The following is a 20,332-nucleotide window of genomic DNA, read 5'->3' as shown; positions in this document are numbered from 1 at the left end:
CCATTACAATAGCAGATAGAAGAAATAACGTCACACAGATTTTTTGAATATATTACGAAACTTGACTTAATTCGACACCATTCTGCAAGTCCAATGTAACTAAAAAGGAGGTCATTTTATTGATCCAAAGGTTTATTGAATTAGGAGAGGGCTATTCAGATATATATGAATTACTAGAAATTGCCAAAGTAAATAAACATCGACTCATGCATTTCATGGCGTTACATACAGAAATAAATAAAAGATCTGTAACTTCATTAATCGTTGTTTTAAAACCCACGGACCCTGGAAACTTCCAACCACTATATGTATGTCGTGAAGGAATTCCAAATCCACATGTGACAAGAAACAAGCGTTTTGAATTATTCGAAAAATTAGCTTTTGAATACGGAAAAGAAATCATCCAATTTGATGTAAAACCTTCTACTGCATTTTCGGAAAAGGAATTATTCTATCAATACGTAATCGGTATCTTACGTTTAAATCATTATATCGCTCCATTACAATAAAAGATCAGGAAGGGGTATCCCTCCTGATCTTTTAAATCCCCATTTTATAGTCGTATTCCTTTGCTTTATCTGGTCTCGAATTTTCGTATTCAACCTTTAAGAAAGGTTTAAAGGACGGCTCGACTTTTTTGACAAAGGAGTAGCTTTTTATTTTTTCCATGATTGTTTCGGTTTCATCTTGGTTGCAATATAAGACCACGTACTTCAATCTTTTTGATACATAATGAACATTCCCAAATTTGCGAAGCATTTTCGCTTGCTTAAGAGAAAATAGCCATACAATAATTCCTTGACGTTGACCTAGCATCGCTTTACTCCTTTTTAATTACACAATTGTCTTTTTATTCTAACACATACATTTATATAAAAAAAGCATAGGAATTCTCCTATGCTTACAGTTAGTTTATGAGCATCCACAGCTTCCGCCTGTGCTACAGCCTCCACCACAACTTGATTCAAAGAATGGATTTCCGGTTGGAACCTTGATAAAGTCAGATACTGACCGGCCAATGAGTACACTTATTTCATCAAGAAGTGCTTGGAGATCATTCTCCGCTTTTTTGAATTCAGCTATATTGAGGTCGAGATCAACTTCTCTTTTCAAATTACGGATTTCCATCATGACCGTTTTATAGTCAGGATGATATCTTCCAAAGCGTTCAACTTCTTCATAACGATCTTTCATTTGTATAAACGCTTTAACTTTTTTTTGTGTTTCTTTATCTTTTTGTACATTATTCAAGCATATATAATAAGCCTCAACCACTGTTGACTCGAGCACCATTTTAGCTAATTCATCCGCATACTCTAAAATTTCTATACTTTCTGATGTAGCAAGCAATCCGCTCACCTCCGATTCATATTTTACCATGAATAAGCACAGAAATGAACTTTTTACTTCTACCGAATCAGAACATCAAAATCTTTTTTCATATCTTCTCTTTTTTGATTTTTTTCAACTACTTGTAATTGAATTTGATGGGAGCCTTTTGAGAGCCCTTTAATAATAAAAGCAGCTGTTGTTACTACTTTTTTTTGTTTCCCATCCACTGAGACAATTAAGCTCGTATTACGATTCGTAAACGAAATATCTGGAATAAAGCACTCAACATAAACATTATTTTCCTTAACATGGTGCTGAACTGAAAATGAATGTTCTGATTTCATTCCTAACACGACCACATCATTTTCTGCTCTTACAGTGTGCATAGGTACAATGGATATTTCTCTTTTCACTTCAGGATCTGGGATATCTTTATGACATGCATTTAACAGAAGTACAATCAGAAAAACAAAGACCATTTTCCTTACCAAATCAGCTGCCCCCAATCACACAATTTTACATATTTTGTGCAATTATCAGCAAACTTAGTCAAAGTGCAACCAAAAAGCCTTCAAACTTTCGTAAAGTGAAGGCTTCCTATTGGTTACTATTCATAGCTTGAAACATACTCATCATCATATTCGCCATTTGTATACTATGATTGAATTGCTCCACACGATGCGGAATGGTCTTTTTAAAGTGGTGTAATGCCGATATTTCAAAGCTTTGTATATCATGTGGATTTCTTCCGAGCTTTCTGTACCAAATTGGCTGTTCCCTTAAGAACTGTTTTAATTGTGGTTGCATACGTAAATATTCATTTATTTCTTCTCGCATCCAATAGCCCCCTTCTAGTCTTGCCTAAATTGAAATGGATGTGATGGTGGGCTTACATTTTTTTTAGGCGGATTCTGGACGCTACTCCCTCCGTGTAGAGAGGAAATTACACCTTGAATCGCACCTAAGGCAGAACTAATACTCACGATATGATGTTGAAGCTGGTTTGGATCCATATTCTTCACAGCACCTAGTACGGTTGACATCCAATCCTTTTTCGATGATTCTTCGTTAGTAGACGATTCTTCCTTTGAAGCTTCCGTTGATTTTTTACGTTCATCAACGTTCTCATTTCCTTTAGAATCATCCTCACCGAATAGATACCATTCCTCATATAACTCTTGCCACGTTTTTGTCCCGCTTCTAACCTGTTTAATGAGTTCAGGGTGGGCTCGAACATACTCCTTGAACTTTTCGATAGAAGGATGTAGTTGCTTTTTGGCCATTATATTTCACCTCAACATAAACGAATGCCTATAATACGATATGAAAAAAAGAAAAATATGTGCACCTTAGATTTCATGATAAAATGGAACGGATAGGAAAGGTAAAGGGAGGGATAAAATGGAGAATATTCAAAAACAAATCCAAGACATTGTTCTTCATGCGACCGAGCATGACTTAGAACTGCTCGAACAGCTTCTTAAAGGTTTTCAACTTTGGAAATCAGGAAATAATACAACGTTTATCTCTAGTCTTTTGCAAATGGAACGTAAAATAACGGATATTGACTGTGAAATAACCATACCCATTTCTCCTCTTTTATATAATACTTTGCATATTGTTCATGGAGGAATTACTGCGACTTTGCTTGATACGGCAATGGGTGTATTAGCAAATTCACTTGTTCCTGATGGCTATGGTGCCGTCACTACCCAGCTGAATATAAATTATATTTCCGCTGGAATCGGTGAACATATGGTCTGTAGAGCGAAAATGGAACATAAAGGCTCAAAAACACTCGTATTGTCCGCAGAAATTCATCGTTCAGATGGTGTTAAGATTGCCATTGGGACAGGTAGTTTTCTTGTGATTGAAAAAAGAATTTAGGGTGAACCGATTTTGGTAACTGCCATTGTTATACCTATCATTATTATTTACTTTTATATTATTTCAAAGCGAGAGTTACAATCTCATACGGAGCAATGGTTAGCACTAGAGCAAGTATATGAAGAAGCGATTGTAACAGGAAAGATTCATCAAATAAATATAAGAAAAGAACGCTTTTATTATCATCGATATGTACATATTGTCGAACTCACACTTATAAATAATCAAACAACCACTCCTGTCTCAAAGATTACTCCAATTGTAAAAGGAAAATTCCTTACGAATGATGATTTTCAGCTTGGTGATGAAGTGCGTGTGTACGGTAATTGGAAGGAAGGCCATTTTCGTTTTGGTAGATATGAAATTATTCAAAAAAAATAAAAAGGAGCACTCAGCTCCTTTTCGTCATTCTTCCCATGCTTGGATAAAGTTTTGCGTGTAATATTTTTTATATACACCTACACCGATATGTGTAAAGTCTTCGTTTAATAAGCTTTCCCGGTGACCTTTACTATTTAACCAACCTTCCATTACTGCTGGTGCATCAGCATAGTTTGCGGCAATATTCTCACCAGCTACCTGATAAAATACCTCCCCGGCCTCTAAGCGATCGGAGAGTTCCCCAAACTTTTCAGATGTATGCGAAAAAGTATTGCTCTCTTCCATATCCTTACTATGTCCATAAGCTACGTTTGCCGTATTTCCATCCCATTGTAAAGTAGCCAATCCAAATCTCATTCTCATAATATTCGTAATATCAAATATTTGCTTTTCATTTGCATCCTCGACTTTTTCATCTGGTGCCATCTCTCTAGGTTCAATTTCTTGTAACTCACCAAAATAAACCAATTCATAAGGTCTTAGCTTCAATAAAGTTTCTGCATCCATTACCCTAAAGCTAGATAATGTTGCCGTGAATTTATCAATATACAGTTGAACGAAGATGTCCCCCATTTTTAACAATGGTCTTGTATTTAGATCCGACTCTGATAGCTCAAATTGGTAAGAACTTCCTTCATATTCCAACCCTACTTCTGTTTCTACATAACTTGAAGAAAAAATTTCATCTACATGTTGTCCTATTTTGAATGGACTTATATTCACTTCCGAACCGATGGCATAAACAGTTACTACCTTCCCATCTTTCACACCAATCTGAGAATAATTGGCAGGGTCAGCATTATAGATCCACCAATCAAACCCATAATAAGTCTGATCTACTCTGTTAGGTTGACCTAAGCTTTCCTCCAAGCTTTCTATAGACATTCCGATATAAGATGACACTCCCTCTGTTGGTCTGTCCGAGTTTGTTCCTTCATCGCTCGTATTATTTGATAAGTCCTGGTTACTTCCTCTCTTTTGCGTCTCGTCTTCTAAAAGTATCTCCTCGTTACCATCTTGAATATTAAAATAAAATACAATTCCTAATATTGCAGTAATCAATATCAATATTCTTCCTAAACTTCTCAGAGGCCATCCTCCTCTCTATCATTCTTTCTATCATTGTATGCAAGCATGACATAAATAGTATAGTATTTCATAGAAAATTAAATAGCTTAATATGGTAGTTATTTATCCTATTATAACCTACCAAGCTCTGTACATAAATAAAATAAAGACACCAAAAGGTGCCTTCATTAATGCATGTCAGAAGAAGTATGTTCGGAAATGTCAGATAAGGCTTGACCGGCTTGATAGTCGGTAATCTTCTCAATAGCCAAATCCCCTAGAGCTACTATTCCTACTAGTTTTTTTCCTTCTGTCACAGGAAGACGGCGAATTTGATGCTTGGCCATTAATTCGGCCGCGTCTCTAGCAGTTGTTTCAGGTGATACAGTTATGATCTGCTTACTCATGATATCTTCTACCTTTGTCGAACCAGGATGTTTTTCTGCCACTCCTCTAACGACAATATCACGATCTGTAATCATTCCGATTAACTTATCATCATCAACAATTGGAATTGCACCTACGTTTAATTCTTTCATTTTAAGTGCAACCTCGTACACATTATCCAGAAGCGTACAGCATTCAACTTCCTTAGTCATTAATTCTTTTATGGTCTTCATCCTGTGCCCTCCTAAAAAATATCTGTCAGTTTTATCGTTCCCTTTTGTATGGTCAACTATTCCCGTATTGTACACAAGGGAAACATATCTGACTTTTGTGAACGTTCTCATTGCAACTTCCTATAATTTCTACTATTATTAAACATGAAGAAGTTATCATTACATAGTGAAAAGTTCAGTTTCAAGTAGACGGGTATCGTGTTTTGTAGGAGGGAAAATAATGAAGTTTGAAAATGTTGGTCTTGAGAGCGTTAAAGCGGATTTAAATCGTTTGGACGAAGTTATGCTTGATCATGGATTAGTTCGTGAAGGACAATGGGACTATGAAAGAGTAACATACGACCGTAAGTTTATCCTAAAAGAAGGAACTTTCTACCTTCGTGTATTCGGATATGCTGTAGAAGGTGATGTTGGCGCACACAAAGCAACCGTTCAATTAATGACACCACTATTAGGGAAGCATTATTATCCACACGGTGTAGAATACGGTGAAGGGGAAACCTTTCCAAAAGGACTAGTCAGTCAATGCGAAAAACTTCTAAATGAAGTTAAAGTTGAAGTGGAGAAATTTGCTAAATAAAAAGACGCTTTTTTGCGTCTTTTTTTTTATCTAAGTTTCACATCAATATAACTTACATTATACCCAGTCAACAAGTACACTTCTTCTTGAATTGCAGCTTGTAAATTTTCTATTTTTCCAATAATTCCTCTATAATTAATGGCACTTAATCTTAAAATGATACCAACCATGCTTTCTTTCAGTATCACTTCGTACGTTTGATTTTTTGTCGGATGGAATGGCCCTTGAATGCGATCAATGATATTTCCTCTTTTATTGTGTAGGACATAGTCATTGCTTTCATTAATATTAGACTCGACTATTGCTGAAATAATGTTGTGAACGGCTCGATTGCTTTCGTTTTGCTCAAACATACATATACTTATCAACATAATCCCTCCTTTAGGCTCGTCTAATAAACACCTCAAAAATTTATAACTTCATATTTTTATTATTTTCATTGGTTATTTTATTAAATGCATACTATAATTTAAGTGTTCCGAAATGAACAAATATTTTTTATTTATGGAAGGAGAACATCTTTTGTTACTAAGCTTTTTTAAGAAACGTTATTTTTTCATTATTCTAGGAGTCTGTATTGCAGCCCTTTTGTTATATCTTATCCTACCTGTTTCTATACCTTTAATTACTGCATTTATAACTGCTTTATTTCTTGAACCGCTCGTACGAATGCTACAAAATCATACCAAACTTAATCAGAAAGTATCTGTCTTAGTTGTATTTATGGGCTTTTTGCTCTTTGTGGGCGTTACCGGCTACTTCATTGTTACAAAGGTAATAACAGAAGCCATTCAAGTAGTTGAATACGCTCCACAGCTAATAAATGAAATAAATCGAGCTTGGTTAGATACAGAAGAGAAATTAACCTCAGCAGCAAAAGAATTACCGAAAGAAATAGTAGATGGAATTAGTAGCCAAGTACAAACTTTTCTTAACCAAACGAAAAATGATTTAGTAGCTTATGTAAACATCGATAATGTCCGGTCATTACTTACAAATATCCCTAGCTATCTTGTCAGTTTTTTAGTCTATCTGATCGCACTATTTCTTTTCTTATTAGATTTACCAAGGTTAAAAACTTCTTTATACAGTCATTTAACTGAGAAAACAGCTGATAAAGTTCATTTTATGACCTCTCGTCTATCATTTGTTGTAATAGGTTTTGTAAAAGCTCAATTTCTTGTTTCTGTAATCATTTTCTTAGTTACATTAATCGGTTTATTCATTATCACTCCAAAAGTAGCTTTATTAATGGCCACCATCATTTGGATTATTGATTTTATCCCTATCATCGGTTCTATAGTAATTATGGCACCCTGGGCTTTATTTCATTTCATTACCGGTGATGTAGTATTAGGTACAAAACTTGCTATTTTAGCAGTTATTTTGTTAATTATTCGCCGAACAGTCGAACCAAAAGTAATGGGAACACATATCGGCCTTTCACCATTATCTACATTAATAGCCATGTACCTTGGTCTAAAGTTGTTCGGAATACTAGGGTTTATTATTGGCCCTTTACTATTAATTGCATTTAATTCGGCAAAAGAAGCCGGAATAATTAAGCTGAATTTTAAAATTTAAAAAAGCGCGGTCTTCATATTTGTGAAGTCTGCGCTTTTATATATATTAAAAGAAATCAGGAAAAAATGGGCGCAATCTTGGAATTTTCCTCTCTAGCTTCTTTATATCTTCTAAGCTTCCTGTAATTTTCCCAATGTGATACAACTCTTCAGTCGTTTTGTATCCTAACAAAAGAGTAGACAATGTTCCTATGTCCATTTGCAACCCTACCTTAGGTGAATGTGCACAGACACTTCCTTCTTTCTCCTTGAAAGCAGTTATAGTATCATCGGCAAGTAAATATGAACCAATATTCCATCTACAGTATTCATCATTCACATGAATAAATACCTTTTCACCAGTTGACCTAAAAGAGTAGGATTTTAGAAACTCTTCTACATTAACAATTCTAGCCATAAAGTATGGATGGACTTCAGTCTTTTGTTTTGGTTGTTTTAAGTAGTATGGGAATAAATCAAAAGACGAAGTGTTAACTACTACCTTATCTACCATGGAGTCATGCTGACAGATAAAATTCCACAGACCAATCGCTGCCTGATGGGTAATAGTAATGATTTCAATGACTTCCAACTCTTTATTTTTCACTGAATATACAATATAACCCTCGTACTCACCATTGTCATTTACATACGCAGCTATATGATCCTCGCTGTAAACATGGTCATTCCACCAATCTTGTGTACGAACAAGCATCCCACTATGAGATGTCGCAAAAGACTCATAAACTCTTTCAATTTGTGCTCTTTCATGCTCAGGAATATCCCTTAACACCCTGCCTTGGTAGGAATGCAACATAACCAAATCTTTTTTTTCAATCGTTACCTTTTTGTTATCTGCAAAAGTCTCCCAACCAAATCTACGGTAAAAGCCAACATCAAAAGGGTGAAGAAAAGATATGTATTGCTGTTTCTGGTTCATATATTTTAAGGCGTCAGTAATGAGTTGTTTCACAAAGCCGTGCCGACGATATTCTGGATACGTGGAAACTCCAGCAATACCTCCCATTTGAAACTTTTTTTCGTTAATATAAATAGAAAATGGGATCATGTGTAATTTTGCAACAAGCTTTTGTCCATCTTTAACAGCAAGAATATCGTGTGATTTTAACATTTGTTTTCTTTTAGGTATATCTTCCTCATTTATCTTGTATTGAAAAGCATACATCGACAATTTCATGGCTTCTTCATAATCCTTTTCTGTTAACACAACATATTCCATCATTCCCACCCCTTAACAAACTTCTATATAATTTATTCAAAAAAAGCGCTACAAGTACTTGTAGCGCTTTTTTGCTGCTTTAAAACCCTAGGATCGCTTTGATAACTGAGGTAGTTTCTCCTCCGTGGTAAAAAACGTATAATAGCAAATAAACTGCTACACCGGTTATAGCTGTAAAAAACCATACAACGCTTGTAATAGGTCCAAGTTTTCGATGCTTTTCTAGTTGTTTTTTATAGCCTGTATACAACGATATAATCCCTAATACTGCTCCAACCGTCGCCAACGTAATATGAAAGATCAAAAAGATTGTATAGTATATTTTAATATCCTCTGGTCCACCAAACGCTGTGTTACCAATAAAAATAGTTCTACTAGCATAGATGATAAAGAAGATAATAGCAAATATAGCTGCTAAAAACATCGTTTTTTGATGGGCCTGTATTTTACGCTGCTTGATTTGCCACCATCCAATGGCAACAGTTAAACCACTTAGCACAATAAAGGTTGTACTGATTGTAGGTAATATAGGTAATGTAAACTCCATTTGTTTCTCCTCTTAATAACTTATTTTATTTAGTAGGCTCAGGTTGAAAGCTAGTTTGACTTGTAGGTAACTCATCAATCGTTTGTTCCTTTTTGAACCAACTAAAGAACACTTGTGCTAAGATCAGTCCGTACACAACCTCTTGAATTACCTTCATTAACACTCCGCCTGTTTGTTGATCCTCAAGAAGCGACATCGAATTAAACATTTCTGGCCCACTTAAATTCAAAGAAGCTAGTGTCGTTGATGGGACGCATAATTCAAGTGCACTAGCCCATGCGTTGGGATCAGAAAAAGTAGAATACATCGGTGTATCTGCAAAGATAATTAATGCACAAGCTGGAGTTAACAAAATACCATCTGCAAAAATATAACCTACCTTTTTTAACCCGTTTAATGTTTCATACTCTTCTAATTCGTTCACTAGTGGCCACCACATACAAATTGCTAATAAAAATAGTATGGAAGTATAGACCGCGTGCAACCACATATCTGTTTTAACAATATCAAAAATATTAGGCACGTGGTAAAAAGAGAACACTCCATTAAAAAGAATAAGTGCAATAAGAGGTTTTGTGAAAAAATCGAACAATGGTTTGATAATTGGTCTAGTTAGTATAGATCTCCATACCCATGGAGGAATTCCATAAATAAATAGAATCGGAATCACTAAATATAGAATTGCCATCTGGATCATATGGACATAAAACATTATATGCCCTAGCAAATCAATGGGAGATCCCTTCACCACATATAATAGTAAAATGGCTGAAACAAAGTTGATCCATTGTTTTCTCGTTAATGCTTCTGATTGTTGAAAATGAGTTCGATACTTCGTAGTTACGAGAAAATAACTAGCTAAAATCACAAGTAATAGGATAAGAAAAAACGGACTCCATAATGCTCTAAAGCCAAATATATCAAGCGACAATGGCGATCACCTCGTTATTTTTAAGTCAGTTATATTATACCTGATTTGTAATGGATTCTACAATAAATGAGGTTTTCCTATATTTAGTGCAAAAAGAAAATCGGCTCAGGAGGCCGATTTTCTTTCACTCATTTACCACCAAATAATGGTCATAAAAGCTAATATTGTTATTAACCCAACTAATAAACCTGAATATAGGAAGAGCGCTGGCGCTTCATGTCCCTTATGACTCATATGCATGAAGTAATATAATTGAAAGACTACTTGCACGATTGCTAACAAAAGAATGAAAGGAACGATAAACCATGCCGAAAAGTCACCATAGCCTACAGCAACAAATGCTACTAAAGTCAAAAAGATCATCATAGAAAATGATACGATTTGATAGCGCATTTCCTCTGCACTTTTCTTTTTACGATATTCAATGTCTACTCTAGGGTTACCTGAATGTGTTTGTTCACTTGCCATCAGTTTATCCCACCATTCCCATTAAATATACTACCGTGAAGATAAATACCCACACCACGTCAATAAAGTGCCAGTAAAGACTTGCAACATAAAACTTTGGAGCATTGTACAAATCTAACCCACGCTTTGCATTTCTCACCATTAAAGTGACAATCCATAGAAGACCGAAAGCCACGTGACCTCCGTGGAAGCCAACAAGAGTATAAAAGGCAGATCCAAATGCACTACTAGTAAATGTATGATGATATTCATGTACATAGTGATTGAACTCGTAAATTTCAAGAAGCAAGAATGCAAATCCTAACAGCACAGTTAAGCCTAACCATAGCTGCATCTTTTTGAAATTGAAGTTTTTCATGTGGTACATTGCATATACACTTGTTAAAGAACTAGTTAAAAGTAGCATCGTTGCCACAAATACAATTGGCAATTCAAAAAGATCCTTTGCTAGTGCATGTTCAGCATTCGGAACCTTATCCTTTAATGCTAAGTAAGTTGCAAAAAGTGATGCAAAGAGAACCGTTTCTCCGCCTAGAAATAACCAAAAACCTAAAAATTTATTCTTTCCTTCAAGGGTTTGCTTTTCAGGTGCGGCAGGCCATGTTTCAGCAGTAAACTTATCTTCTACATGCATTATGCCTTCCCCCCCTTATCATCATCATTTAATAGATCTTCCTTATGAATATGGAAGCCATGATCATCCTTAACAGAACGTACAAACATTGATAATAACGTAATGCCCATTCCTGCAATAAGAACCATTACACCCCAGTTATAATCTTCACGATAAAGTGCACCAAAAGCGGCGACAAATAATCCAAGTGAAATCATAAATGGAGTAAATGAATTGTTTGGCATATGGATATCACCAAGCGGCTCAGCCGGAGTCATACCCTTTTTGCCTTCCATTTTTTCAATCCATAGTGGATCTAATCCACGAACAAGCGGAAGCTGTTTAAAGTTATAGAAAGGTGGTGGTGACGGAATTGCCCACTCAAGTGTACGCCCATCTTCCCAAGGATCATTTCCAACCTTTTCATTTTTCACACTAGTGATCACAATGTTAATTAACAGAATTAATGTAGCAATCGCCATAAAGAATGCACCAATCGTACTGATTAAGTTCCCCGCATCCAAACCTTGGTTAGGTAAAAATGTGAAAATACGTCTCGGCATCCCCATTAATCCTAGGAAATGCTGGATAAAGAATGTTAAGTGGAATCCAATTAAGAATAACCAGAACGTGATTTTTCCTAATGTTTCGTTTAACATTGTTCCAAACATTTTTGGCCAATAGAAATGGGTCGCTGCTAAAAGACCAAATACAACTCCACCAACAATAACATAGTGGAAATGCGCAACTACGAAATAGGAATCATGGTATTGGTAGTCAGCTGCTGCTGAGGCAAGCATAACCCCAGTTACCCCTCCACCTACGAACGATGGAATAAATGCAACTGCATAAAGCATAGGTGTTGTGAACTTGATGCTTCCTCCCCACATTGTGAAGAGCCAGTTAAAGATTTTTATACCAGTTGGAACAGCAATTGCCATTGTGGCAACGGCAAAGATTGCATTGGCAATCGGACCTAATCCTGTTGTGAACATATGGTGAGCCCATACCATGAATCCTAAGAATCCAATTAGAACTGTAGCGAACACCATTGATGAATATCCAAACAGACGCTTTCTCGAAAAAGTAGCAAAAATTTCCGAGAAAATACCAAATGCAGGTAATACTAAAATATAAACCTCTGGGTGTCCGAAGATCCAGAATAAATGCTCCCAAATGACAGTATTTCCACCATTTGCAACATCAAAGAAGTTTGAACCGAACATACGGTCAAAAATCAGCAAGAACAGTCCCACAGTAAGTGGAGGAAAAGCAAATAGGATAAGTGCTGATGCCACAAATGTAGACCATGTAAACAATGGCATTCTCATATAAGTCATCCCAGGTGCACGCATGTTGATAATCGTTACAAGGAAGTTAATCCCCCCCATTAACGTACCCGCACCGGAGATCTGCAATCCTAATGCATAAAAGTCTATACCGTGTCCCTCAGATGCCATCGATAGAGATGCATAAGAAGTCCAACCAGCATCCGGTGCACCACCTAAGAACCACGATAGGTTTAAGAAGATACCACCAAAAAAGAATAACCAGAAACCAAGTGCATTTACAAAAGGAAACGCAACGTCACGTGCTCCAATTTGAAGTGGCATAATGGCATTCATAAAAGCAAATAACAGTGGCATGGCTGCTAAGAAAATCATTGTTGTTCCATGCATGGTTAAAATCTCGTTATATAATCCAGCGCTTACAAAATCATTGTTTGGTACTGCAAGCTGGATACGAATAAACATTGCTTCTAGACCACCTAAAACAAAGAATAGTCCACCAGCAATTAAGTAAAGGATAGCGATTTTTTTATGGTCTACTGTAGTTAAGTAATCCCAAACAGTCGCTCCGAACCCCTTTTTCTGAGCATAGGTACTCACAATTCTACCTCCCTTTTAACAAAGTCCCCTATTAATCCTGTACCTTTAAGTTCATTAAGTATTCTGCTACAGCATCTAATTCTTCTGGAGTTAATTTGTTGTATGCATTTGTCATTTTGTTCCCAGGCTTATAAGCTTCAGGATCAGAAATCCAGTTTTTAAGTTCTTCTTCTGAATGATCTAGTACCCCAGCGATACGAGATCTTTCACCAAAGTTTGTTAAATTTGGTCCAAGTCGTGCAGCTTCCGGAGCACCGGTTGCTGGTGTGACGGCATGACAACCAATACAGCTGTTATTAAAGACTTCTTGTCCTTGTTGTGCAAGAGGTGTTTCAGCCTTTTCAGGTTCTTTAACAGATTGCATATCAGCAACCCATTGATCAAACTCATCTGGTGAAATCGCTTTAACTTTAAAGTCCATTAAAGCATGAGAAGGGCCGCAAAGCTCTGCACATTTCCCGTAAAATAAATCTCCAGCCTCATTTGCTTTTTGCTCATCAAATTGCAAATAAAAACGGTTTACGTTGTCAGTGTTTGTATCCATTTTCCCACCAACAGCAGGAATCCAGAACGAGTGCTTTACATCTGATGCCTTTAAGTTAAAGTACACCTTTTGTCCTGTTGGAACTACTAGGTCCTGACTCGTAATAATTTCTTCGTTTGGATACTCAAATTCCCACCAGTAAAGATTCGCACGGACATTAATTACCAATGCATCCGTTTTACCATCTTCATTTTTCTTATCCATTTCTGATACATCTGCAAACTTGAATGTAGAAGCTACTGTTGGAACAGCTAGAATAAGAAGTAGAATAATCGGGATAACAGTCCAAATAATTTCTAACTTATGACTTCCTTCCACCTGCTTTGGAATGCTATTATCCTTACGGCGGAACTTTACAACCACGATCGTGAAGATCAAGGTTACGACGATAATTACCCCTACCATTATCGCCACTGATAACATCATTAAATCAAATTGCTCTTTAGCAACCTCACCGGCTGGCTGAAGCGTTGACAAGAACGGTTCACCACATCCGGAAAGTAGCAGCGTTATGATTGCAAACATTGAAATCATTCGCCATTTCGCAAGCCTTTTCATAGCTTAATCAAACCCCTCTTTCGTAAAATATTTCTTCCCTGAAATGTTTGATCAGTAAAAAAATTTATAGACAACCTCACCCTCAGACAGGAGGGTAAGGTTTTTCTAACAAACATATTTTATATTAGTGTGACAATTACCATAGCAACAAAGAGAATAGTTAGATATTGTAGTGAATAGACAAACATGATTTTTGCCCATTTCATATCGTCCTTTTTCTTATAGCCATATAAACCAGTAACTAACCATCCAACATTTAATACTGACGCTAAAATAAGAAATGGAAGCCCTAAGCTAGTCAGTAGGAATGGAAGCGGCAACAACGCAACAATCCATAGAATGATATGCTTTTTTGTTGTTTCGAATCCTTTAACAACCGGTAACATGGGAATGCTAGCAGCTCTATATTCTTCTACCCTTCTCATCGCTAGTGCATAAAAATGAGGTGGTTGCCATGCAAACATTATTAGGAATAAACTCCATGCCATGATACTCAAATCTCCATCAACCGCTGACCAACCAATAAGTGGTGGTACGGCACCCGATATACTTCCTATGATGGTATTTGAAACAAGCTGACGTTTGGACCACATCGTATAAAGTACAACATAGCTAAACACTCCTACAAGTCCAATAACAACAGCTGTTAATGTTGTTAACGCAAGAAAAATAGTACCTACTGTAATTAGGACTAACCCCATAATAATTACTTTTCGTGGTTGTATGTTTCCCGTTACAGTTGGTCTATCCTTTGTGCGTTCCATTAGAGGATCAATATCTCTATCATAGTAATTATTTATGGCACAGGATCCTGCTATAATGAGCGAAGATCCAATTAATGTATAAAAAACAATATCTAGATTTGATAAGAAGCTTTTTTCTCCAAAGTGAAGCGCTAACCAAAGTCCAGTAAAGGTAGTAATTAAGTTGGAGTTTACGATTCCAATTTTGATCAAAGCAAGGAAATCCTTCCAAGCATTTGTCTTTGGTATCTCAATGCCGTTATCATCACCGTTTATCGTTGCTTCACTTATTGATCTTGAACCCGCCATTTTCTCTCCTCCTTTCCCTATAAACAAATCAGGTCACACGACACTACAATAACTATAGTACATTATTAGTTCTAATGCTATATTGTAATGAAAAACGAATATCACCGATTTTAGTCAATATTCTGCCAATAGTTTTCATTATCTTAATAGTGGAAATAATGTTAAATATTTGTGTAGAAAAATAACATTTCCTCAATCTATTAAATCATACTTCGCTCCATTTTTGTGAACTTTTTTTGAATTATTTTTGAATTATTTGTGTCCTGATTTGTTTCGTAAAACAGGCTATTTATTTTGTTAAAATAATATTTATGTGATTGATTGGTCGTGTGATCTCATTAAAATCAACTCCACTATGTATCTAGATCACCCGTAGAATTATATCCTAAAAACAATCCATTAGTTTCCAATTTACTCATAGTGTTAAATACTTAATATATATTGTAAAAACTCGGTAGATTGTGTAGTATCAAAAATGCAGTATTTCTCATATTAACTTCTATTTTTTTTCCTACTAATTCGTTATGATAAAGATATATTAAAATGTGGTTATTATTATACTGTTCATTATACATGTCAATAGAAACTTATGACAAATTTGTGAACTTGGATGAGAAGGTGATTTTTTTGAACAGAGCCTTGAAATGGTTTTCTGTCCTTACAACGATTGGTATGTTATTGATTCTATTAGGAGGAGCTCTTGTCACAAAAACTGAGTCTGGAATGGGTTGTGGTCGTTCTTGGCCTTTATGTAATGGACAGCTTATTCCAACTGACATATCACTAGAGTTAATTATTGAACTTGCTCACCGTGTGGTTTCTGGTGTTGTCGGCTTAATGGTATTGGTATTATCCATCTGGTCTTGGAAAACGATTGGTCATATCCGTGAGACAAAATTTTTATCGGCATTATCTTTTTTCTTCCTCGTATTACAAGGATTAATTGGTGCTGCCGCTGTTGTTTGGGGACAGTCAGATTTTGTACTAGCTTTACATTTTGGTATCTCATTGATTTCATTCGCAGCTGTCTTACTTTTAACACTCCTTATTTTTGAAGTAGACAAGCGTTTTGAAGCTCATAAATTAATCATTGATACACGTTTGCGTAAGCATATTATTGGAGTTAGCGTATACAGTTATGTAGTCGTTTACACTGGCGCTCTAGTAAGGCATGTGAATGCTAGCCTAGTATGTAGAGACTGGCCATTTTGTTTGAATAACTCAATTGGCTTACCCACAAATTTTTACGAATGGGTACAGATGGGGCACAGATTTGCAGCTGGCTTAATTTTTCTTTGGATTGGATATATTACTCTATTAGCTTATAAACATTTCAAACATGAGAAAGTTATTGTTTGGGGTTGGACAATAGCGTTTATACTAGTATCCCTTCAAGTAATGACTGGAGCCTTAATCGTTTTCACTCGACTTAACTTAACGGTCGCCTTAGCACATGCATTTTTTATCTCTTGCTTATTCGGGGTATTAAGCTATTTTATCCTCCTCGTTACTCGAAGTAAAAAGAATCAGATTGCTCTTAACAAGAAAAATAATCACTCGCTGTAAAAAAAGGTGTTGCACTTAAGTGCAACACCTTTTTACTGTTTACTTTTGTAACTCGATAAGGAGATCGCCTGTTTGAATTGCTTCTCCATTTGATACATAAATGTCTTTAACAAAGCCTGAGTACGGAGCTTGAACCGTCGTTTCCATTTTCATAGCTTCTGTAATCATTAAGTGATCTCCTTTTTCGACCTTTTCGTCTTTTGAGACTAACACTTTAATTACTGTCCCTGGCATAGAAGCACCGATATGTGTTTCTTTCTTCGGATCAGCTTTAATCTTAGTGGCAACAGTGGACTTAATACTTTCGTCCTTAATAACAACCTCTCTCGGTTGTCCATTTAACTCAAAGTAGACAACACGAGTACCATCAGCTTGAGGCTGACCAATAGAGATAAGCTTCACGATTAATGTTTTACCTGTTTCAATTTCGACTTCTATTTCCTCTCCTAGTCTCATGCCGTATAGGAAAGTAGGTGTATCTAACACCGAAATATCGCCAAACTGCTCAACCATAGTCGTATAGTCTTTAAATACCTTTGGATATAATGCATAAGCAATGGCATCAAAGCTCGTTACAGGTCTTCCTAATTCTTTGAATAACTTTTCTTTTAAAGCTGTAAAATCAACATCCTCTAATAGTTCTCCAGGTCTTACCGTGATTGGCTCACGACCTTTAAGGATCACTTTTTGAAGTTCTTCTGGGAAGCCTCCAACAGGCTGTCCTAAGTATCCTTCAAATAATTCTACAACCGAATTAGGGAAATCGAGACTATCTCCTTTAGAAAGGACATCCTCTTCCGTTAGGTCGTTTTGAACCATATATAACGCCATATCACCTACGACTTTTGAAGAAGGAGTAACTTTAACGATATCACCAAACATATGATTTACTCGCGCATACATTTCCTTCACGTCTTCCCACTGGTCAGCAAGGCCAACTGCCTTTGCTTGTTGTTGAAGATTGCTATATTGACCACCTGGCATTTCGTGCTGATACACTTCTGTATGAGGAGACATCATTCCACTTTCGAAATCGTGGTAGTACTTTCTCACATCTTCCCAGTAGTAAGAAAGCTGTTCTAACGCTTTAATATCTACCTTCGGCTTACGATCATTGCCTTCAAGTGCATAGTACAATGTGTTTGCACTTGGCTGTGACGTTAATCCTGCCATTGTACTTAATGCTGTATCTACAATATCTACACCAGCCTCAATGGCTTTTGCATACGTAAATATCCCATTACCACTTGTATCATGAGTGTGTAGGTGAATCGGAATATCAATAGTTTCTTTTAATTCAGAAATTAATTGATATGCAGCTTGTGGCTTTAATAACCCTGCCATATCTTTAATAGCTAAAATATGTGCCCCTTGATTTTGAAGTTCTTTAGCCAAATCCTTATAGTAGCTTAAGTTATACTTCGGTCTTGATGTATCAAGGATATCTCCTGTATAACAAATCGCAGCTTCAGCTATTTTCCCCGTATCTCTTACGGCTTGGATAGCCACTTCCATTCCTTTAACCCAGTTCAGACTATCAAAAATACGGAATACGTCTATACCAGCATAAGCAGATTTCTCTACAAACTCACGAATCACATTGTCTGGATAATTTTTATAACCAACAGCATTTGAAGCTCTTAGTAGCATTTGGAATAATACATTTGGAATCTGCTTTCTTAAAGTTAAAAGTCTATCCCATGGATCTTCCTTTAAGAAATTGTACGCAACATCAAACGTTGCTCCACCCCACATCTCCATGGAAAACATATCAGGTAGTAATAACGATGTCGGCTCTGCGATATGCTTTAAATCTGTCGTACGAACACGAGTAGCTAACAAGGACTGATGAGCATCTCTAAAAGTAGTATCTGTTAAAAGAACTTCAGGTTGCTCTTTAATCCACTTTACTAAGCCTTCTGCTCCTCTTTCATCAAGAATTTGCTTTGTTCCACTTTGAACACTTAATGAATCTGTTAATGGGATTCTTGGCTTATCAAAAACAGGCTTTTTCTTTTTCTCAATTCCTGGGAAACCGTTAATTGTTACATTCCCAATATAAGAGAGCATTTTTGTCCCTCTGTCTTTACGGACTGGGAACATAAATAACTCAGGTGAAGAATCAATAAAGGATGTATCGTAATTTCCACTGCGGAAATCTTTATGCTTTACAACATTCTCCAAGAACGGAATATTCGTTTTAATTCCACGGATACGGAACTCTTGTAGATTTCTTACCATTTTGGCACAAGCTTGCTCATACGTTAAAGCATGGGTAGATAGCTTAACAAGCAAGGAATCATAGTATGGAGTAATAATTGCTCCTTGGAAACCGTTACCTGCATCCAATCTTACCCCAAAACCACCACCTGAACGGTACGTCATTAATCTTCCTGTATCAGGCATGAAATTGTTCAACGGATCTTCCGTTGTGACACGAGATTGAATCGCATATCCCATAATACGAATATCTTCTTGTTTTGGAATACCTACCGTTTCATCATGCAGCTCATGTCCTTCTGCAACCAAGATTTGTGTTTGAACAATATCAACACCAGTGATCATCTCAGTAATAGTATGCTCAACCTGTACGCGCGGGTTTACTTCAATAAAGTAGAATTCGTCACCTGAAACAAGGAATTCTACTGTTCCAGCATTTAGATAATCTACATTTTTCATTAAATCAACAGCTGCTAAACAGATTCTATCTCTAAGATCTTCTGAAATAGAGATACATGGTGCAACCTCTACTACCTTTTGATGACGACGTTGTACCGAGCAATCTCTTTCATAAAGGTGGACAATATTACCAAACTCATCTCCGATAATTTGAACCTCGATATGCTTTGGCTTTTCAATATACTTTTCAACGTAAACCTCATCATTTCCAAAAGCTGCTTTTGCTTCAGATTTTGCTCTCGTGTAGGCTTCCTTTACTTCTTCTAAGTGCCTAACGATACGCATACCTCTTCCACCACCACCGAGCGATGCTTTAATGATGATCGGATAGTGATATTCTTTCCCAAAAGCAATAACTTCCTCTAAGCTATTTACAGGACCATCGCTACCAGGAATGACTGGAATCTTTGCAGCTTGGGCTTGTGTTCTAGCTTTTACTTTGTCACCAAACATGTCAAGATGCTTTGATTTTGGACCAATAAAGATGATCCCTTCTTCTTCACATCGTCTTGCAAAATGAATGTTTTCTGAAAGAAATCCATAACCTGGGTGAATAGCATCCACATCACTGTGTTTAGCAATGTTAATAATTCCTTCGATATCTAAATAAGCATCAATCGGTTTTTTACCTTCTCCGACGATATATGCTTCATCGGCTTTATAACGATGATATGCACCGGAATCTTCTTTTGAATATATAGCAACTGTTCGTATATTAAGCTCTGTACAAGCTCTAAACACACGTATAGCTATTTCTCCTCGGTTTGCAACTAATACCTTGTTAATCTTTCTTTGCAAGTAAAACACCCCATTCT

23 protein-coding genes are annotated in these 20,332 nt (G+C 36.4%); 6 read left to right on the top strand and 17 right to left on the bottom strand.

Translation table 11 applies throughout. The annotated features are described in order from the left end of the window. The first annotated feature begins 119 nt into the window (after positions 1-119). Positions 120-509: a DUF7147 family protein gene (locus ACVBAX_RS05065; RefSeq protein WP_430773811.1), complete on the top strand. Its 390-nt coding sequence runs from the start codon at positions 120-122 to the stop codon at positions 507-509. Between the two features lie 31 nt (positions 510-540). Here ACVBAX_RS05065 and ACVBAX_RS05060 read toward each other — a convergent pair whose 3' ends face one another. The 5 genes from ACVBAX_RS05060 to ACVBAX_RS05040 all read right to left on the bottom strand — a co-directional run bounded on the left by ACVBAX_RS05060 (position 541) and on the right by ACVBAX_RS05040 (position 2,615). After that, entirely contained in the window at positions 541-816 is a 276-nt protein-coding gene (locus ACVBAX_RS05060; RefSeq protein WP_119707429.1) for a YlbG family protein, read from the bottom strand. 96 nt (positions 817-912) lie between these two features. Then, positions 913-1,350, bottom strand: a complete 438-nt coding sequence (locus ACVBAX_RS05055; protein ID WP_447116131.1) for a YlbF family regulator — start codon at positions 1,348-1,350, stop codon at positions 913-915. Between the two features lie 59 nt (positions 1,351-1,409). Beyond that, on the bottom strand, positions 1,410-1,823 hold the full coding sequence (locus ACVBAX_RS05050) for a hypothetical protein (protein ID WP_430773808.1): 414 nt from the start codon (positions 1,821-1,823) through the stop codon (positions 1,410-1,412). 106 nt (positions 1,824-1,929) lie between these two features. Further along, complete coding sequence (locus tag ACVBAX_RS05045; RefSeq protein ID WP_430773807.1) at positions 1,930-2,169, bottom strand: YlbE-like family protein; 240 nt, start codon at positions 2,167-2,169, stop codon at positions 1,930-1,932. Between the two features lie 14 nt (positions 2,170-2,183). After that, positions 2,184-2,615, bottom strand: a complete 432-nt coding sequence (locus tag ACVBAX_RS05040) for a YlbD family protein (RefSeq protein WP_447116130.1) — start codon at positions 2,613-2,615, stop codon at positions 2,184-2,186. Positions 2,616-2,733: 118 nt separating this feature from the next. On the opposite strand from ACVBAX_RS05040, the gene ACVBAX_RS05035 reads away from it, so the two are divergent. Next, positions 2,734-3,219 carry a PaaI family thioesterase gene (locus ACVBAX_RS05035; protein WP_447116129.1) on the top strand — a complete coding sequence of 162 codons (486 nt, stop codon included), beginning with the start codon at positions 2,734-2,736 and terminating at the stop codon, positions 3,217-3,219. A gap of 12 nt (positions 3,220-3,231) precedes the next feature. Further along, positions 3,232-3,600 (top strand): hypothetical protein, encoded by a 369-nt coding sequence (locus ACVBAX_RS05030; RefSeq protein ID WP_430773804.1) that lies wholly within the window; start codon positions 3,232-3,234, stop codon positions 3,598-3,600. 24 nt (positions 3,601-3,624) lie between these two features. Here ACVBAX_RS05030 and ACVBAX_RS05025 read toward each other — a convergent pair whose 3' ends face one another. Beyond that, entirely contained in the window at positions 3,625-4,662 is a 1,038-nt protein-coding gene (locus ACVBAX_RS05025) for a CAP domain-containing protein (protein ID WP_447116128.1), read from the bottom strand. 194 nt (positions 4,663-4,856) lie between these two features. Then, on the bottom strand, positions 4,857-5,288 hold the full coding sequence (locus tag ACVBAX_RS05020; RefSeq protein ID WP_447116127.1) for a CBS domain-containing protein: 432 nt from the start codon (positions 5,286-5,288) through the stop codon (positions 4,857-4,859). Between the two features lie 220 nt (positions 5,289-5,508). Between ACVBAX_RS05020 and ACVBAX_RS05015 the strand changes: the two genes are divergently transcribed. Then, the gene (locus tag ACVBAX_RS05015; RefSeq protein WP_447116126.1) at positions 5,509-5,868 is read left to right on the top strand and encodes a YugN family protein; all 360 of its coding nucleotides are present in this window, start codon (positions 5,509-5,511) and stop codon (positions 5,866-5,868) included. Positions 5,869-5,894: 26 nt separating this feature from the next. On the opposite strand, the gene ACVBAX_RS05010 is transcribed toward ACVBAX_RS05015, so the two are convergent. Beyond that, a complete protein-coding gene (locus ACVBAX_RS05010) occupies positions 5,895-6,239 on the bottom strand; it encodes a hypothetical protein (protein ID WP_447116125.1) in 345 nt (114 codons plus the stop codon). A gap of 151 nt (positions 6,240-6,390) precedes the next feature. Between ACVBAX_RS05010 and ytvI the strand changes: the two genes are divergently transcribed. After that, entirely contained in the window at positions 6,391-7,452 is a 1,062-nt protein-coding gene (ytvI, locus tag ACVBAX_RS05005; RefSeq protein ID WP_430773799.1) for a sporulation integral membrane protein YtvI, read from the top strand. Positions 7,453-7,497: 45 nt separating this feature from the next. On the opposite strand, the gene ACVBAX_RS05000 is transcribed toward ytvI, so the two are convergent. The 8 genes from ACVBAX_RS05000 to cyoE form a co-directional block, all read right to left on the bottom strand. Continuing rightward, the gene (locus ACVBAX_RS05000; RefSeq protein WP_447116124.1) at positions 7,498-8,673 is read right to left on the bottom strand and encodes a GNAT family N-acetyltransferase; all 1,176 of its coding nucleotides are present in this window, start codon (positions 8,671-8,673) and stop codon (positions 7,498-7,500) included. Positions 8,674-8,749: 76 nt separating this feature from the next. Beyond that, positions 8,750-9,217, bottom strand: a complete 468-nt coding sequence (locus ACVBAX_RS04995) for a DUF420 domain-containing protein (protein ID WP_430773797.1) — start codon at positions 9,215-9,217, stop codon at positions 8,750-8,752. 25 nt (positions 9,218-9,242) lie between these two features. Then, positions 9,243-10,148, bottom strand: a complete 906-nt coding sequence (ctaG, locus tag ACVBAX_RS04990) for a cytochrome c oxidase assembly factor CtaG (RefSeq protein ID WP_447116123.1) — start codon at positions 10,146-10,148, stop codon at positions 9,243-9,245. A 132-nt stretch (positions 10,149-10,280) separates the two neighbouring features. Next, positions 10,281-10,616 (bottom strand): cytochrome c oxidase subunit IVB, encoded by a 336-nt coding sequence (gene ctaF, locus ACVBAX_RS04985; protein WP_447116122.1) that lies wholly within the window; start codon positions 10,614-10,616, stop codon positions 10,281-10,283. A gap of 4 nt (positions 10,617-10,620) precedes the next feature. Continuing rightward, the gene (locus tag ACVBAX_RS04980) at positions 10,621-11,250 is read right to left on the bottom strand and encodes a cytochrome (ubi)quinol oxidase subunit III (RefSeq protein ID WP_251515961.1); all 630 of its coding nucleotides are present in this window, start codon (positions 11,248-11,250) and stop codon (positions 10,621-10,623) included. Then, a complete protein-coding gene (gene ctaD / locus ACVBAX_RS04975; RefSeq protein WP_430773794.1) occupies positions 11,250-13,118 on the bottom strand; it encodes a cytochrome c oxidase subunit I in 1,869 nt (622 codons plus the stop codon). Before ctaD ends, ACVBAX_RS04980 begins: the two co-directional genes overlap by 1 nt. A 31-nt stretch (positions 13,119-13,149) precedes the next feature. Next, entirely contained in the window at positions 13,150-14,220 is a 1,071-nt protein-coding gene (gene coxB, locus ACVBAX_RS04970; RefSeq protein ID WP_430773793.1) for a cytochrome c oxidase subunit II, read from the bottom strand. Positions 14,221-14,339: 119 nt separating this feature from the next. Then, entirely contained in the window at positions 14,340-15,272 is a 933-nt protein-coding gene (cyoE, locus tag ACVBAX_RS04965) for a heme o synthase (protein WP_447116121.1), read from the bottom strand. Positions 15,273-15,899: 627 nt separating this feature from the next. On the opposite strand from cyoE, the gene ACVBAX_RS04960 reads away from it, so the two are divergent. Then, positions 15,900-16,838, top strand: coding sequence for a COX15/CtaA family protein (locus ACVBAX_RS04960; protein ID WP_430773791.1), 939 nt, complete (start codon positions 15,900-15,902; stop codon positions 16,836-16,838). A gap of 39 nt (positions 16,839-16,877) precedes the next feature. On the opposite strand, the gene pyc is transcribed toward ACVBAX_RS04960, so the two are convergent. Next, a complete protein-coding gene (pyc, locus tag ACVBAX_RS04955) occupies positions 16,878-20,315 on the bottom strand; it encodes a pyruvate carboxylase (RefSeq protein ID WP_447116120.1) in 3,438 nt (1,145 codons plus the stop codon). Positions 20,316-20,332: the final 17 nt, after the last annotated feature.

This window comes from Robertmurraya sp. GLU-23 (genome assembly GCF_052983275.1).
The sequence above is the reverse complement of the archived record's forward strand: the minus strand, read 5'-3'. Positions and strand labels throughout refer to the sequence as shown.